The following is a 13685-nucleotide window of genomic DNA, read 5'->3' as shown; positions in this document are numbered from 1 at the left end:
CCGTGTTCACGGCAGTAGCCAAGCTAGTCACCCGCCGGCCACGACTTGTGCTTCTGGTAACCCTTGCCGCGCTCCTGGGCGCCGGGGTGCTGGGAATGGGCGCGTTCGGCAAGCTCGAGTCGGCGGGGTTCGACGACCCCGCCTCCGACTCCAGCCGGGCCGCCGACCTCGTCGACACGAAGTTCGGTGGGGAGCCGAACCTCGTCCTGCTCGTCACGGCCCGCGCCGGGGCCCCGGGCACGGACCCCCCGGCCGTCGACACCCCCGCGGTGGCCGACGCCGGCCGTCGCCTCGCCACCGAGCTGGCCGCCCAGCCCGGGGTGACCAACGTGTCGTCCTACTGGACCGGGGCCTCGCCGCTGGTCTCCGACGACGGCCGGGCCGCGCTGGTCCTGGCCAGCGTGGACGACGACCACGAGTCCGACCTCGTCGCGAAGTACGAGGACCTCTTCGAGGCCGGCCGGCCCGGCGGGCCCGACGCCGACTCCCCGGTCACCGTCCGCCCCGGCGGCGCGGCGACCGTCGGGGAGGACATCAACGGCCAGGTGGGCGCGGACCTGGCCGTGGCCGAGTCCATCGCGATACCGATCACGATGGTGCTGCTGGTGATCGCCTTCGGCGGTCTGCTCGCCGCGCTGCTGCCGCTGGGGATCGGGCTGGTCGGCATCCTGGGCGGCTTCGCGTTCCTGTCGGTCGTCGGTGGCCTGACCGACGTGTCGATCTTCGCCGTGAACCTGACCACGGCACTCGGTCTCGGCCTCGGTATCGACTACGCGCTGCTCATGGTCAGCCGGTTCCGGGAGGAGCTCGCCGCGGGCCACGACCGGGCCACGGCGGTGTCGACCACGGTGCGCACGGCCGGCCGCACGATTCTGTTCAGCGGCGCGACGGTGATCGTCGCGCTCGCGGTGATGCTGGTCTTCCCGCCGTACTTCCTGAAGTCGATGGCGTACGCGGGCATCGCCGTCACCGCGGTCGCCGTGATCACCGCCGTGACGGCGCTGCCCGCCGTGCTCATGCTGCTCGGCCCGCGGGTGAACGCGCTGCGCGTCGGCGGCCTGATCGGACGGCTGCGCCGCCGCCGGGGTGAGTCCTCGGCCGTTGCGGGAGTCCCGACCGCCACGAGCGCCGCGGCGGGTGGGGGAGCGCCCGGGGCGGAGCGGGAGGTGCCGCGGGAGGCCGTCGAGTCGCCGTTCTGGCGGCGGGTGGCCACCACCGTCATGCGCCGCCCGCTGCTGACCGGGCTGCCCGTCGTCGCCCTGCTCCTCGCGCTCGGCGCGCCGTTCCTGCACGTCGAGTTCGGCACCCCGGACGACCGGGTCCTGCGCGAGGACGCCTCCAGCCGGGCCGTCGGGGACGTCCTGCGCGACGACTTCTCCTCCAACGACGCCGGGGCGATCGTCGTCGTCCTCACCGGCCCGACCGAGCGGCTCGGTGCGCCGGGCATCGCCGACTACGCCACGGAGCTGTCCGGGCTCGACGGCGTGGCTCGGGTCGACAGCTCCGCGGGCATCGTGCTCGACGGGCGGGTCGTCGTGCCACCGGGCCCGACCACCGAGCGGTACGCGGCCGAGAACGCCGCCTACCTGCGGGTGGTGTCCTCGGTGGAGCCGCACTCCGACGAGGCCCAGGCGCTGGTCGGCGTGATCCGGCACACCGCCACCCCGGCGGGCACCCAGGCGCTGGTCGGCGGTCCGCCGGCGGTGCTCGTCGACGGCAAGGCGACCATCGGCGACCGGCTCCCGCTGGCCATCGGCCTGATCGCGCTGGCCACGTTCGTCCTGCTGTTCCTGTTCACCGGCAGCGTGCTGCTGCCGCTGAAGGCGATCGTGATGAACGGGCTGACGCTGACCGCCGTCTTCGGTGTGGCTGTCTGGATCTTCCAGGACGGTCATCTCTCCGGGGCGCTCGGCTTCACCCCGGGCCCGCTGGACACGTCCATGCCGGTGCTGCTGTTCTGCATCGCGTTCGGCCTGAGCATGGACTACGAGGTCTTCCTGCTCTCCCGGATCAAGGAGGAGCACGACGCGGGCGCGTCGAACACCGAGGCGGTCGCCGCCGGCCTCGCCCGCACCGGTCGCCTCGTGACGACCGCCGCGGCGCTGCTCGCGGTCACCTTCCTCGCCTTCGGGACGTCCTCGGTGCGGTTCATGCAGATGTTCGGCCTGGGCACGGCGCTGGCGATCCTGCTGGACGCCTCGCTGATCCGCGGGGTGCTGGTGCCGGCGTTCATGCGGGTCGCCGGGGAGGTCAACTGGTGGGCGCCGAAGCCGCTGCGGGCGCTGCACGCCCGGATCGGCCTCAGCGAGGGCTCCGGCGAGGGCTCCGGCGCGGGCCCCACCGCCGAGGGAGTCAGTAGCGTTCGAAGCCCCGCCGGCGCTCCCAGTCGGTGACCGTCCGCTCGTAGCCGGACAGCTCGACGTCGGCGGCGTGCGCCAGATGGTCGACGACCCGCTCGCCGAACGCGGCCCGGGCCGTGGCGCTCTCCCGCCACGCCCGGGCCGCGTCGCGTAGTGAGGCGGGCAGCCGCGGCACGTCCGGCGCGGCGAAGACGTTTCCCGCACGCGGCGGCGGCAGCGGCAGCCGGTTCTCGATGCCGTGCAGCCCGGCGGCGAGCATGCCCGCGATCGCCAGGTAGGGGTTGGCGTCGCCGCCGGGCACCCGGTGCTCGATGCGCAGCGACCGGCCGCGCCCGACGACCCGGATCGCGCAGGTGCGGTTGTCCAGGCCCCAGGAGATCCCGGTCGGCGCGAAGCCGCCTGGCGCCAGCCGCTTGTAGGAGTTCACGGTGGGCGCGTAGAGCAGGGTGAGCTCGGCCATGCAGGCGAGCTGCCCGGCCACGAACCACCGCATCAGCTCCGACATCCCGGCGTCCGGGCCGGCGCCGTCAGCGGGCGCGCCGGCGGCGAGGACGAAGCCGTCGTCGGCGGCGCGCAGTGAGAGGTGGACGTGGCAGGAGTTGCCCTCACCCTGGTCGTACTTGGCCATGAAGGTCAGGGCACGCCCGGCCGCGCCCGCGATCTTCTTCGCGGTCGTCTTGTAGAGCGCGTGCCGGTCGCAGGTGCGCAGCGCCTCGTCATACCGGAAGACGATCTCGTACTGGCCCGGGTGGACCTCGGCCCGCGCCGACTCGACCGGTGCGCCCGCCGCGGCCATCGCCCGGCGGATCGACCGGACGAGATCGTCCATCCGTTCGGTGCCGGCGAGCGCGTAGTCGACGTTGTAGGAGCTGGCCGGGGTGAGCCGGGCGTAGTCGCGCCGGGCGGCCTTGCGGTAGGCCTCCTCGAACACGAGGAACTCCAGCTCGGTGCCGGCCAGCGCGCGCAGCCCCAGTGCCGCCAGCCGGTCCAGCTGCCGGCGCAGGACGGTCCGCGGCGCCACGTCCACCGGCGTCCCGTCGGGCCAGACCGCGTCCGCGATCACGATCGCGGACTCCGGGTGCCACGGCGCGTGCCCCAGCGTCGACAGGTCCGGGACGAGCCGCAGATCCCCGAAGCCGCCCTCCCACGGGTCGTAGGCGTAGCCGGGGCCGGTCTCCATCTCCACGTCGACGGCGTGCAGGTACGCGCACGCCCCCAGGCCGTCGCCGCCCAGCACCTCCTCGCGGAAGTACTCCGGTGACAGCCCGGTCCCCACCAGCCGGCCCTGCAGGTCGGGCACGGCGACGATCACCTCGTCCACGTCACCGAGCAGCGTCGCCAGGCCCGGGTGCTCCGCCGTGTGGTCCGCCGCCGTGTGGTCCGCCCGCGTGCCGTCGGCCCGGGTGTGGTCCGGTTCGGGGGTCACCCGTGGCTCCGCCGCGGTGGGGCGAGCACCAGCGGGTTCGCCACCGTGCCGTGCAGGACGTCGAACTGGGCGTCCCGCCCGGAGCGGTCGTGGAAACCCGCCCCGGCGAACTGCTCCCGGTTGAGGCAGACCCGCTCGAAGGACGGGGCCAGCAGGTCGACCGCGGCGAACCGCTCGGCGTACTCCGGGTGGGCCTCCTGGTAGTCCTCCACGGCGCCGCGGACGAGCGACCAGAACTCCTCCTCGGGTACGCCGAGATGGTCGGCGGCGATCACCGAGAAGTAGCGGAAGTGGCCGGCGAACACCGCCGAGAGCACCGAGTGGGCGAGCATCCGGCCCGGCCAGTGGCGGCACAGCGCGCCGGCGCCGCCGTCCGTCGCCGCCCGCTCGGGGAACTCTCCCTCGACGAGGTCGATGTCCGCGCCGAAGTCCTTCACCGCGATCCGCCGCGGGATCCCACCGGCGTCGAACACGCAGATCACGTTCTCGCCGTGCGGGGTGAACGCCACCCCGTACACGTACAGGTAGTGCAGCAGCGGCGGGAGCAGCGCGTCCAGCAGCGCGGCGAGCCACCGCGCCGGCTCGAGCCCGGAGCGGCGGACGAGCTCGGCGGCCAGCGACTCGCCGTCCGCGCCGACGGTGAGCAGGCAGGCCATCGTCCGGGCCCGCTCGTCGGGGGCCAGGAAGGACGCGACCGGCTCCCGCCAGAGCACCCCGAGCAGCTCGTGCAGCCGGTAGGGGGCGTCCGGCACCGCGTCGAAGGCGGGATGCGCGACGGTGGCTCCGGCGATCTCGGGCAGCACGACGACGCCGGTGGCCCGCAGCACCGGATCACCGTGGGCGAGCGACACCAGCCACGCCGAGACGGCCGGTCCGGCGGTGGCGTCCGCGGCGGACATCCCGCGCCACACCAGCGTGTTCCGGATCATCAGCGCGAGCTTGACGTCGCGCCGGCCCGGGGTGTCGATGTTCGCCACCGTGCGCACGGACTGCAACGGCAGGTAGCGGTCGGGCGCCTCGCCGAGGTCGACCAGCTGCCCGGTGGCGAGCGGGCCGGCGAACATCGGCGCGACCACGTTCTCCCACTGCCACGGGTGCACCGGCAGCCACACGTACCGCTCGGCCAACGCGGCGGCGTCCGCCCCGGCGGTGGGCTCGAGCGCGGCGCGCAGGACCGCGCCGAACTCGGCTCTGGTGGCGGCGGAGAGCTCGGCCTCACGCAGCCCGGTGGCGCCCAGCCCGGGGCCGGTGACGAGCCGCGCCAGCTCGGCGTGGGCGGCCACCCAGCGCAGCCGGAACGGGCGGCGCGACTCCGGGGCGTACCGCGCCGCGTCGGCCGCGTCGAACCCGAGCCGCCCCTTGTTCGCGATCATGCAGGGATGACCGGTCTGGTGCCCCTCCAGCTCAAGGTGGGAGAGGTCGGCGAGCGCGCGGGCCGGCAGGGCCGTCCGCAGGATCTCGGCGTCGGCGCGCTGGGTGGCCGTCACCTCGCGCACGACATCGGTCAGGACGTCCCCGGACCAGCCCAGGCCCTGCCGGGTGTCGAGCAGGAACCGGGCCGGATCCCAGGCCGGCTCGCCGTCGCGGCGCAGCGTCGCCGGGTCGGGCCACCAGGTGCCGAACGTGCCGCGCCGGGCGGTGAACGTGTACGTGACGGGGCCGCACTCGATCCGGTACGGCGCCGGCGCGCCGCGCCCGACCGGCGGCGGGGTGCGCGGCGGGGACGCCGGCTCGGCCCGCGGGACGAGCAGCTCCTCGTAGGCGAGCTCCGCGATCAGTCGGGTGAGCAGCGCCAGCCCGGCAGCGCGCCACCGCCCCGCGGCGGCTGTGGGAAGCCCGGTGGTCAACGGCCTGCTCCGCCGACCTCGACGGGCCGGGCCGGGGCGGTGCCCGCGGCGGGCCCGCCGGGCGACTGGGGCCGGGCCGGGGCGCCGAAGGTGGTGAACGCGGCCGGGCGGGGCAGGCGGTGCGCCCGGCCACCGGTGAGATCGTCGAGGATGACCGCCGCCCGCCAGGCCCCCAGCCCGAGGTCGGGCGCGCCCACACCGTGCGTGTGCAGCTCGGCGTTCTGGACGTAGATCCGCCCGCTCACCTCCGGCTCGGTCGCGACCCGGTACCGCTCGTCGACCTTGAACCGGCCGCCGGCGTCGAGGTCGAGCAGCCCGGCCACCGGGTCGAGCAGCGCCGGCCGGCGGGCCGCGTAGCCGGTGGCCAGCACGACCGCGTCGGTGTCGACGGCGAACTCCCGGTGCTGGTCCCGGTGCCGGCAGCGCAGGCGGTAGCTGAGCTCTCCGCCGCCGTGGGTCACCCCTTTCACCGACACGTTCGGCAGCAGCAGGGCGTCCGCCTCGGCGCCGCCGATGCTGCGTTCGTAGAGCAGGTCGTAGATCTCGGCGATGGTCTGCGCGTCGACGCCCTTGTACAGCTGCCACTGGCCGGGGACGACGGCGTCCTTCGTCTCCTGGTCGAGTCCGTGAAAGTAGCGGACGTGGTCAGGAGTGAACTGTTCCAGGCCCAGCTTGGAGTACTCCATGGGGGCGAAGGCCCTGGTCCGGGTGATCCAGGCCAGCGAGTGCCCCGTCCCGGGCTGCGAGCGGAGCAGGTCGAGGAACACCTCGGCGCCGGACTGCCCGGAGCCGACGACGGTGACGTGCCGGGCGCCGTCGAGCTGGTCGCGACGTCCCAGGTAGTCGGCCGAGTGGAACACCCGGGGGTCGGCCACGGTGGCGAAGGCCTCCGGGACGGCCGGCTCGGTGCCCACGCCGAGCACCAGGTTGCGCGCTGTCACGGTCACCGGGGCCGGCTCGCCGGCGTGGCTGACCGTCACCCGGAACAGGGCGGCGTCGGGATGCCAGCGCACCGCGTCGACCCGGGAGCCGAACCGCGCCGACCCCAGGGCGTGCGCCACCCAGCGGCAGTAGTCGTCGTACTCGCGGCGCGGCAGGTGGAAGCGTTCGTAGAGGTAGAACCGGAACAGCCGGTCGTGCTCGCGCAGGTAGGACAGGAACGACCAGCGGCTGGTCGGGTCGATCAGCGTGACCAGGTCGGCCAGGAACGGCACCTGCAGCGACGTGCCCTCCAGCAGCAGCCCGGGATGCCAGCGGAACGCGTCCTGCCGCTCGAAGAAGGCCGTTCGCAGCCCCGGCACGCCGTCGGCGAGCGCCGCCAGCGACAGGTTGAACGGGCCCAGCCCCACGCCGAGCAGGTCGTAGGGCGCGCCGGCGGACGCCTCAGGCCCGGCGGCGGGGGAGGGTGACATCACGGGCGGACCTCCACGAGCGGATTGGGAATCTCCACGTAGACGGACTGGCTCGCCACCGGTCCCACCAACTCGTCCCGGCCGTCCACGCACATCCGCAGGTTGGCCTTGCAGGGCAGGGTGGGCGAGTCCAGCAGCTGGTCAAGCAGGCCGTGACGGGGCAGCTCCGAGCGCAGCGCGAGGAGCGCGTCCCGCAGGCCGCGCAGCAGGTCGGGCTCGTCGGCGATCCCCGCCGCGCCCAGCGCCCCGATGACAGCGAGGGCGTTGTTCACGACGGCGTAGTAGACGACCCGCTGCTCGACCAACTCGTCGTCGAACACCGCGGGCAGGCCGTCGCCGAGGCCGGGGACCTCGCGCCGCGCGGCGTCGGCGTGCGAGGCGGCCAGGTAGTAGCCCTGGCTGTCGCGGTACCACCCGGCGATCGGCCAGCCCCGCTCGTCCAGCGAGACGAGGGTGTTCTGCAGGTGGGCCTCCAGGCCGACGCCGCGGCGCAGGTAGAGGTCGAGCACCGGGATGACGAGCACCCGCAGGTAGCGGGCGAACCACTCGCGGGCCACCGGCCCGGTGGGCGCTGATCCGGCCAGGCGGCTGATCAGCCCGGCGAGCATCGACCGCCGAGAGCGCCCGGGAGCTCCCGGCTCCAGATCCGGCCGGTCGGCCACCAGCGCCGCGGCGCACGCGACGCGGTCACCCGCGCTGAACGGGTTCGTCCGCAGAGTGCACTCCAGGCCCTCGGCCCGCACCCCGGCCCAGGACGGCTCCGGGACGAGCCGGAAGGCCGGGTGGCGGGCCCGCAGCCACCCGTCGAGGGCCAGCCGGGCGTACCTGGCCATCTCGGCGCCCAGATCGAGCTCGTCGCGGTGCAGCTCGCGCCGCGAGTTGGTGATCCGCATGCCCAGCGAGAGCTTGAGCATGACCGGCGCGTCCGGCCGCCAGACGGTGCGCAGGGACGCCGTCGGGAACCAGGGCGGGCCGGTCGGGCCGAGGTCCACCAGCCGGCCGTCCGCGAGCAGGCTGGCGGCCTCCGGGCGGGCGGGGACGGCCCGCGCCTGCCAGGGATGGGCCGGCAGCGCCCGGTACCCCGGCGGTAGCGCCGGGCCGCCGCCGCCGCGCAGCGACGCGAGCAGCGCGGACGGGTCCGGGCCGCCGTGCCGGACGATGTCGGGATGCGCGGCGAACCAGTGCAGCGGGAAGGAGCCGTCCAGCTCGGGTGAGTACCGGGCGCACTCGGCCTCGGGCGCCTCCCCCCGGTTCTTGGCGGCGGGGTGGAACGGGTGCCCGGTGACGAGGGCGCGTTCCGCGGCGAGGAAGGGCTCGGCGGGCGCGCGGCGGGGGAACGCGATGATGCGCGCGATCCACTCGGCCGAGTCGAGGACGCGCGCCAGCGCCGTCCGCGTGGCCGCGGCCGGCGACCCGCCCCCGGCTCCAGCTCCGGTCGCGGCTGCGGCCTCGCGGATCAGGAGCGCGGCGAGCAGGCTGGCGTCGAGCGGGGCGCCGCCCAGCCGCGGCCGGCCGAAACGGTGCCAGCCGGTGGCGGAGCGGTAGGTCAGCGCGACGTCGACAGTGAGCCCGGTGGACGGCAGCGCCAGCCGCAGCTCCCCACCACCGGGGACCGGCGGCGGCCCGAACTCCCGGGTCCAGCAGCGCAGCAGCACCTCGGTCACGACCTCGTCCGCAGCGTCCGCCGGAGCCCACGTGCCTACCGGAGTCCTCATGCCTGCCGGAGCCGTCGCGGACGTCGCGGACGTCTCGGCGGGACCGCTCGGGCCGGTCACGCCGCCGGCTCGGCGGCCAGCCGGTCGCCGGTCGCGGCGACGAGGGCGAGCAGGGCGGTGACGTCGGCCGGCGTCGCGGCCGGGTTCAGCAGCGTCAGCTTGAGGTGGACGGCGCCGTCCACCCCGGCCGTGGTCCGCCCGACGACCGCCGCGCCCTCGGCGAGCAGCCGGAGCCGGATCGCCGCGTTCAGCCGGTCCAGCGCCTCCCGGCTTCCCGTCTCCCGGTCGTGGACGTCGTGGACGTAGCGGAAGAGCACGGTGCTGAGGGTCACCGGTGCCGAGAGCGCGAGCCGCTGGTCCGCCTCGATGACGGCCGCGGCGTGCCGGGCGAGGCGGTGGCAGGCGTCCACCAGGGCGCCGAGCCTGTCCCGGCCCAGCGCGCGCAGGGTCACGGCGATCTTGAACGCGTCCGGCCGGCGGGTGGTGCGAAGCGACCGGCCCAGCAGGCTCGGGTAGCCGGCGGCGGTCTCGTCGGCGGGGTTGAGGTAGGCGGCCTCGGTCTCCAGCCGCTCCCACCCGCGGCCGGACGGGGTGAGGAAGATCCCCGCGGGGGCCGGTTGCCATCCCAGCTTGTGCAGGTCGAGGGCGATGGAGTCGGCCTCGGCCAGTCCGGCGAGCAGCCCGGACAGCCGGTGGGAGAACAGGGCGCCGCCGCCGTGGGCCGCGTCCACGTGCAGCCAGCCGGGTGCAGGGTGCGCACGCACCGCCGCGGCGATCTCGCCCAGCGGGTCGATGGCGCCCGCGTCCGTCGTGCCCGCCGTCGCGACGACGAGGGCGGGCCCGCCGTGGCCGGCCAGCGCCGCCCGCAGCGCGCCGACGTCCATCCGGTGCGCGCCGTCGACCGGGACGGTGACCACCTCGCCGAGCCCCAGCAGCTCGGCGCCGCGGCGCACCGAATGGTGGCCGGCCGCCGAGCAGAGGACGGCGACCCGCGGCCCGCCACCGCCGCCACCACCGGGGCCCTGGGCGCCGATCAGCAGCCCCATCAGGTTGGACTCGGTGCCGCCGGTGGTCACCGTGCCCACCGCGCGCGCCGGGTCCAGGCCGGCCAGCTCGGCCAGCGCGGCGACGACCTCCGTCTCGACCGTCGTCGCGGCCGGGGCCTGGTCCCAGGAGTCCAGCGACGGGTTGAGCGCGCTGACCGCGAGATCGGCGGCTACGGCGACGGGCAGCGGCGGGCAGTGCAGGTGCGCCGCGCAGAACGGGTCGGCGGGGTCGGCTGAGCCCGCCGAGAGCATGCGGGTGAGGGCGTCGAGAGCCGCGGCCTCGCCGCTGCCCGCCGCGGTGAGCAGCCGCCCCCCGCCGAGCGCGGCCAGCGCCACCCGCCGGACGGCCACCGGCCCGCCGGCCGGCAGCGGGCCGACCCGGTCGCGGCGGCCCGCGTCGAGCGCGCCCAGGGCGACGCCGAGCAGGTCCCGCAACTCGTCGGCCGGGCGGTGACCCGGCCTGGTCATCCCGCCTGCTCGGTCGCCGCGGTTGCAGTCGCTGCGGTGACAGTCGCCGCGGAAACGGACTCCGCGAGGATCTCCAACGCGAGGTCGGCCTCCTCGTCGGTGACGGTCAGCGGCGGCAGCAGCCGCAGGACGGCGTCGTCCCGGCCGCCGAGCTCGATGATCAGACCACGGGCGAGGCACTCGGACCGGATCGCCGCGGCGAGGCGGGGGTCCGCCGGGCGCGCGCCGATCTCGTCCGGCGCCGCCTCGGCCGAGACGACCTCCAGCCCGAGCATCAGGCCCCGCCCGCGCACGTCGCCGATGAACGGCTTGCCCCGGGCGATGCTCTCCAGGCCGGTCAGCAGCCGCTCGCCGGCCGCGGCCGCGCGCTCGGCCAGGGCCTGCGTCCGCACGAGCTCGAGTGTGGCGCGCCCGGCGGCCATGGCGAGCTGGTTGCCGCGGAACGTGCCGGCGTGCGCGCCCGGAGCCCAGGTGTCCAGCTCGGCGCGGTAGGCGACGACCGCCAGCGGCAGGCCGCCACCGATCGCCTTGGACATGACGAGCATGTCGGGCACCACCCCGGCGCGCTCACAGGCCCAGAACGTGCCGGTGCGCCCGACCCCGGTCTGCACCTCGTCCAGGATGAGCGGGATGCCGCGGCGAGTGGTGAGCTCGCGCATCGCGCGCAGCCAGGTGTCCGGCGCCGGGATCACGCCGCCCTCGCCCTGCACCGGCTCGAGGATCATCGCCGCCGGGCTGGTGATCCCGCCGCACGAGTCGTCGAGCAGCCGCTCGACGTAGCTGGCCGAGATCTCCGCGCTCGCCGCGCCGCCGACCCCGAACGGGCAGCGGTAGGGGTAGGGAAACGGCAGCCGGACGACCGCCCCGGCGACCGGCAGCGGCTCCTTCGCGGCGACCTTGCCGGTCACGGCGAGGGCTCCGGACGTCATCCCGTGGTAGGCGCCGGTGAAGGCGAGCACGTTGTGGTGCCCGGTGACCGTCTGCGCCAGCTTCAGCGCCGCCTCGACGGCGTCCGCGCCGGTCGGCCCGCAGAACAGCAGTTTCGGGTCCTCCCGCAGCCCGGGCGGCAGGTCGCCCACCAGCTCCTCGGTGAACGCGTCCTTCTCCGGGGTGGCGATGTCGAGGGCGTGCAGCGGGGCACCCGAGCGCAGGACCCGCTCGATCTCCTCGACGACCACCGGGTGGTTGTGGCCGACGGCCAGGGTGCCGGCACCGGCGAGGAAGTCCAGGTAGCGTCGTCCGTCGGCACCCACGATCCAACAGCCCGCCGCCTCGACCGGCACGATCGGCAGGGAGCGGGCGTAGGTGCGGGCGGCCGATTCGCGGGCCTCCTGCCGGGCCAGGATCGCCGGCGCCACGGCGGGATCCGCGCCGTCGGGGCCGACGCCGACATCGGCTGGCGAGATCGTCGTCACGGGCGATTCCCCTTCGAACGGGCCGGGTCAAGGAAGGCTAACTTAATTCATTCCCGATCCCCGGCCTGTGAACGAGCAGAGGTCTTCCTCTCGCGGCTGCCCTCGTGGTCGCGGTTACCCGTACGAAAATGTTGCCCTTCGTAAGGTTACGATCGCCCAGGGCTGGAAACGGTCGTTTCCGGTGACCTCCGGTTGGTCGTACGTCACCCTCGGCGGCCCGTGGCAGCTGCTCGTAACGTCGCCGGGCTTGCGCGTTGCGCATCAACCCCGTCATCGTCACATGTCGGGACGTCGGACGTCGCGCGGGAACCGGGCCGAGCGGGTGCGGTCCTGGTCACGGGCGCACGGGCGCCGGAAGGGTGCGCCGTGCTGGATCTCCCCATCTCCGCCGCGCCGCTGCGCGCGCTCGGCCCCGATCGGCTGCCGGCGGCGGTGCTCGCGTGCCTGCGGGAGTGGCCCGCGCGGCGCGGAGAGATCGGCGGCTACCTCTACTCGCCGGCGGTGGCCGCGGCACGGGCCGCCGAGCTGCGCCGACACCTGCCCGACTGGGCGGAGCTGCTCTTCGCGGTCAAGGCGAACGCCTTCCCCCCGATCCTCGACGCCCTGCTCGCCGGAACCGCGAACACCGACGCCGGGACCGCCGCGGGTGCCGGGAGCGGCGCTCGTGCCGGCACCGGCACCGGCACCGGCACCGGTTCCGGTTCCGGTTCCGGGCGCGGCGACGGCGCAGGTGCCGGTGCCGGCATCGATGGGTTCGAGGTCTCGTCGGCGCACGAGCTCGCCCTGGCCGCCGCGGCCGTGGAGCGTGCCCGGCAGCGGGGCGCGGTGCGGGCGGCCGGGCAACACCCGTCCGGCGGGGCGCGGCTGGTGGCGTCCGGGCCGGGCAAGTCGGTGAGCCTGCTGCGTGCGCTCCTTGGCGCGGTGCCGGCGGGGGGCGCGGTGCCGGCGGTCGACGTCGTCAACGCCGAGAGCCCGCTGGAGCTGCGGCGGATCGACGCCGTGGCGGCGGAGACGGGGCGGCGGGCCGCCGTCGCGCTGCGGGTGAACCCGGCCCGCGTCGGCCTCTCCGGCTCGCTGCGGATGGGCGGGCGCCCGACCGCTTTCGGAATCCAGGAGCGGGACGTGCCCGCGGCGGTCGAGCTGGCCCGCTCGCTGCAGTGGATCGACCTGGTCGGCTTCCACGTCCACGCGGTGTCGGGGAACCTCGATGCCACCGCCCACCTGGACTATGTGCGGTGGTGCCTGGACTTCGCCGTCCGTCAGGCCCGCCTGGGCGATGTCGACCTGCGGGTGGTGGATGTCGGCGGCGGCCTCGGGGTGCCCTTCGAGCCCGACCGGCTCGGCGAGCGGCCCTTCGACCTGGACGTCTTCGGCGCCGGCCTGGACCAGTTGCGTCCCCCGACCGGGGTCCGGGTGGTCTTCGAGCCCGGCCGGGCCCTGGTGGCCGACTGCGGCTGGTACGCGGCCGAGGTGACCGACGTCAAGCTGGTCCACGGCGGCGCCTTCGCGGTCCTGCGCGGCGGCATCCACCACTTCCAGCTGCCGACGTCCTGGGAGATCGTCCACAACTTCGCCGTCGTCCCGCGGGACGACTGGCTGCCCGGCTGGCCCCGGCCGGAGGTGGCTGCGGGCCCGGTGACCGTGGTGGGGGAGCTGTGCACCCCCGAGGACACCCTCGCCCGCGACGTGACCGTCGACCGGCTGCGCGCCGGGGATGTCGTCGTCTTCCCGATGGCCGGCGCCTACGGCTACGAGTTCGCGATGCACGAGTTCCTCGGCCACCCGCGCGCCCACCGCGTCGTCGTGGACCAGCCGGGTACGGGTACGGGACTCAACTCCGGGGTTCCCGGTCGGCGCGGTACCTAGAGCGCCGGTCAGGTAGTCAGGCTGCCTGTTGATCGTTCCTATGGCTGTCTCTTACGTGGAGGTTGTGGACGACGGCGGTGCGGCGTAGGTCGAACAGGTTCTTGCGCTGTCCGTGGTAGCGAGCGCGGCG

General features: G+C 75.2%; 8 protein-coding genes. 2 read left to right on the top strand and 6 right to left on the bottom strand.

Going from position 1 to position 13685, the window contains the following annotated elements; genetic code table 11:
* Window positions 1-2 precede the first annotated feature (2 nt).
* Entirely contained in the window at window positions 3-2393 is a 2391-nt protein-coding gene (locus E0504_RS42215; RefSeq protein WP_112106983.1) for an MMPL family transporter, read from the top strand.
* On the opposite strand, the gene E0504_RS42210 is transcribed toward E0504_RS42215, so the two are convergent.
* The 6 genes from E0504_RS42210 to E0504_RS42185 are packed head-to-tail and all read right to left on the bottom strand — an operon-like array spanning window position 2353 to window position 11689.
* Window positions 2353-3786: a glutamine synthetase family protein gene (locus tag E0504_RS42210; protein WP_112106982.1), complete on the bottom strand. Its 1434-nt coding sequence runs from the start codon at window positions 3784-3786 to the stop codon at window positions 2353-2355. The two genes, E0504_RS42215 and E0504_RS42210, sit on opposite strands and share 41 nt — an antisense overlap.
* The gene (locus E0504_RS42205; RefSeq protein ID WP_112106981.1) at window positions 3783-5633 is read right to left on the bottom strand and encodes an IucA/IucC family siderophore biosynthesis protein; all 1851 of its coding nucleotides are present in this window, start codon (window positions 5631-5633) and stop codon (window positions 3783-3785) included. The genes E0504_RS42210 and E0504_RS42205 overlap by 4 nt, the downstream gene beginning before the upstream one ends.
* Window positions 5630-7045, bottom strand: a complete 1416-nt coding sequence (locus tag E0504_RS42200; protein ID WP_112106986.1) for a lysine N(6)-hydroxylase/L-ornithine N(5)-oxygenase family protein — start codon at window positions 7043-7045, stop codon at window positions 5630-5632. The genes E0504_RS42205 and E0504_RS42200 overlap by 4 nt, the downstream gene beginning before the upstream one ends.
* Entirely contained in the window at window positions 7045-8760 is a 1716-nt protein-coding gene (locus tag E0504_RS42195; RefSeq protein WP_131627163.1) for an IucA/IucC family siderophore biosynthesis protein, read from the bottom strand. The genes E0504_RS42200 and E0504_RS42195 overlap by 1 nt, the downstream gene beginning before the upstream one ends.
* A 56-nt stretch (window positions 8761-8816) precedes the next feature.
* Window positions 8817-10274 (bottom strand): pyridoxal-dependent decarboxylase, encoded by a 1458-nt coding sequence (locus tag E0504_RS42190; RefSeq protein ID WP_112106980.1) that lies wholly within the window; start codon window positions 10272-10274, stop codon window positions 8817-8819.
* Window positions 10271-11689 carry a diaminobutyrate--2-oxoglutarate transaminase family protein gene (locus E0504_RS42185; protein WP_071060041.1) on the bottom strand — a complete coding sequence of 473 codons (1419 nt, stop codon included), beginning with the start codon at window positions 11687-11689 and terminating at the stop codon, window positions 10271-10273. Before E0504_RS42185 ends, E0504_RS42190 begins: the two co-directional genes overlap by 4 nt.
* A gap of 366 nt (window positions 11690-12055) precedes the next feature.
* Here E0504_RS42185 and E0504_RS42180 point away from each other — a divergent pair, with 366 nt between their 5' ends.
* Window positions 12056-13555, top strand: a complete 1500-nt coding sequence (locus E0504_RS42180) for a type III PLP-dependent enzyme (protein ID WP_131627161.1) — start codon at window positions 12056-12058, stop codon at window positions 13553-13555.
* Window positions 13556-13685 lie beyond the last annotated feature (130 nt).

It is taken from the genome of Parafrankia sp. BMG5.11 (genome assembly GCF_004337455.1).
The sequence above is the reverse complement of the archived record's forward strand: the minus strand, read 5'-3'. Positions and strand labels throughout refer to the sequence as shown.

Coding starts and splice junctions, on each gene's coding strand:
- E0504_RS42200 (WP_112106986.1), bottom strand. CDS start 7,045: ATGTCACCCTCCCCCGCCGCCGGGCCTGAGGCGTCCGCCGGCGCGCCC.
- E0504_RS42195 (WP_131627163.1), bottom strand. CDS start 8,760: ATGAGGACTCCGGTAGGCACGTGGGCTCCGGCGGACGCTGCGGACGAG.
- E0504_RS42190 (WP_112106980.1), bottom strand. CDS start 10,274: ATGACCAGGCCGGGTCACCGCCCGGCCGACGAGTTGCGGGACCTGCTC.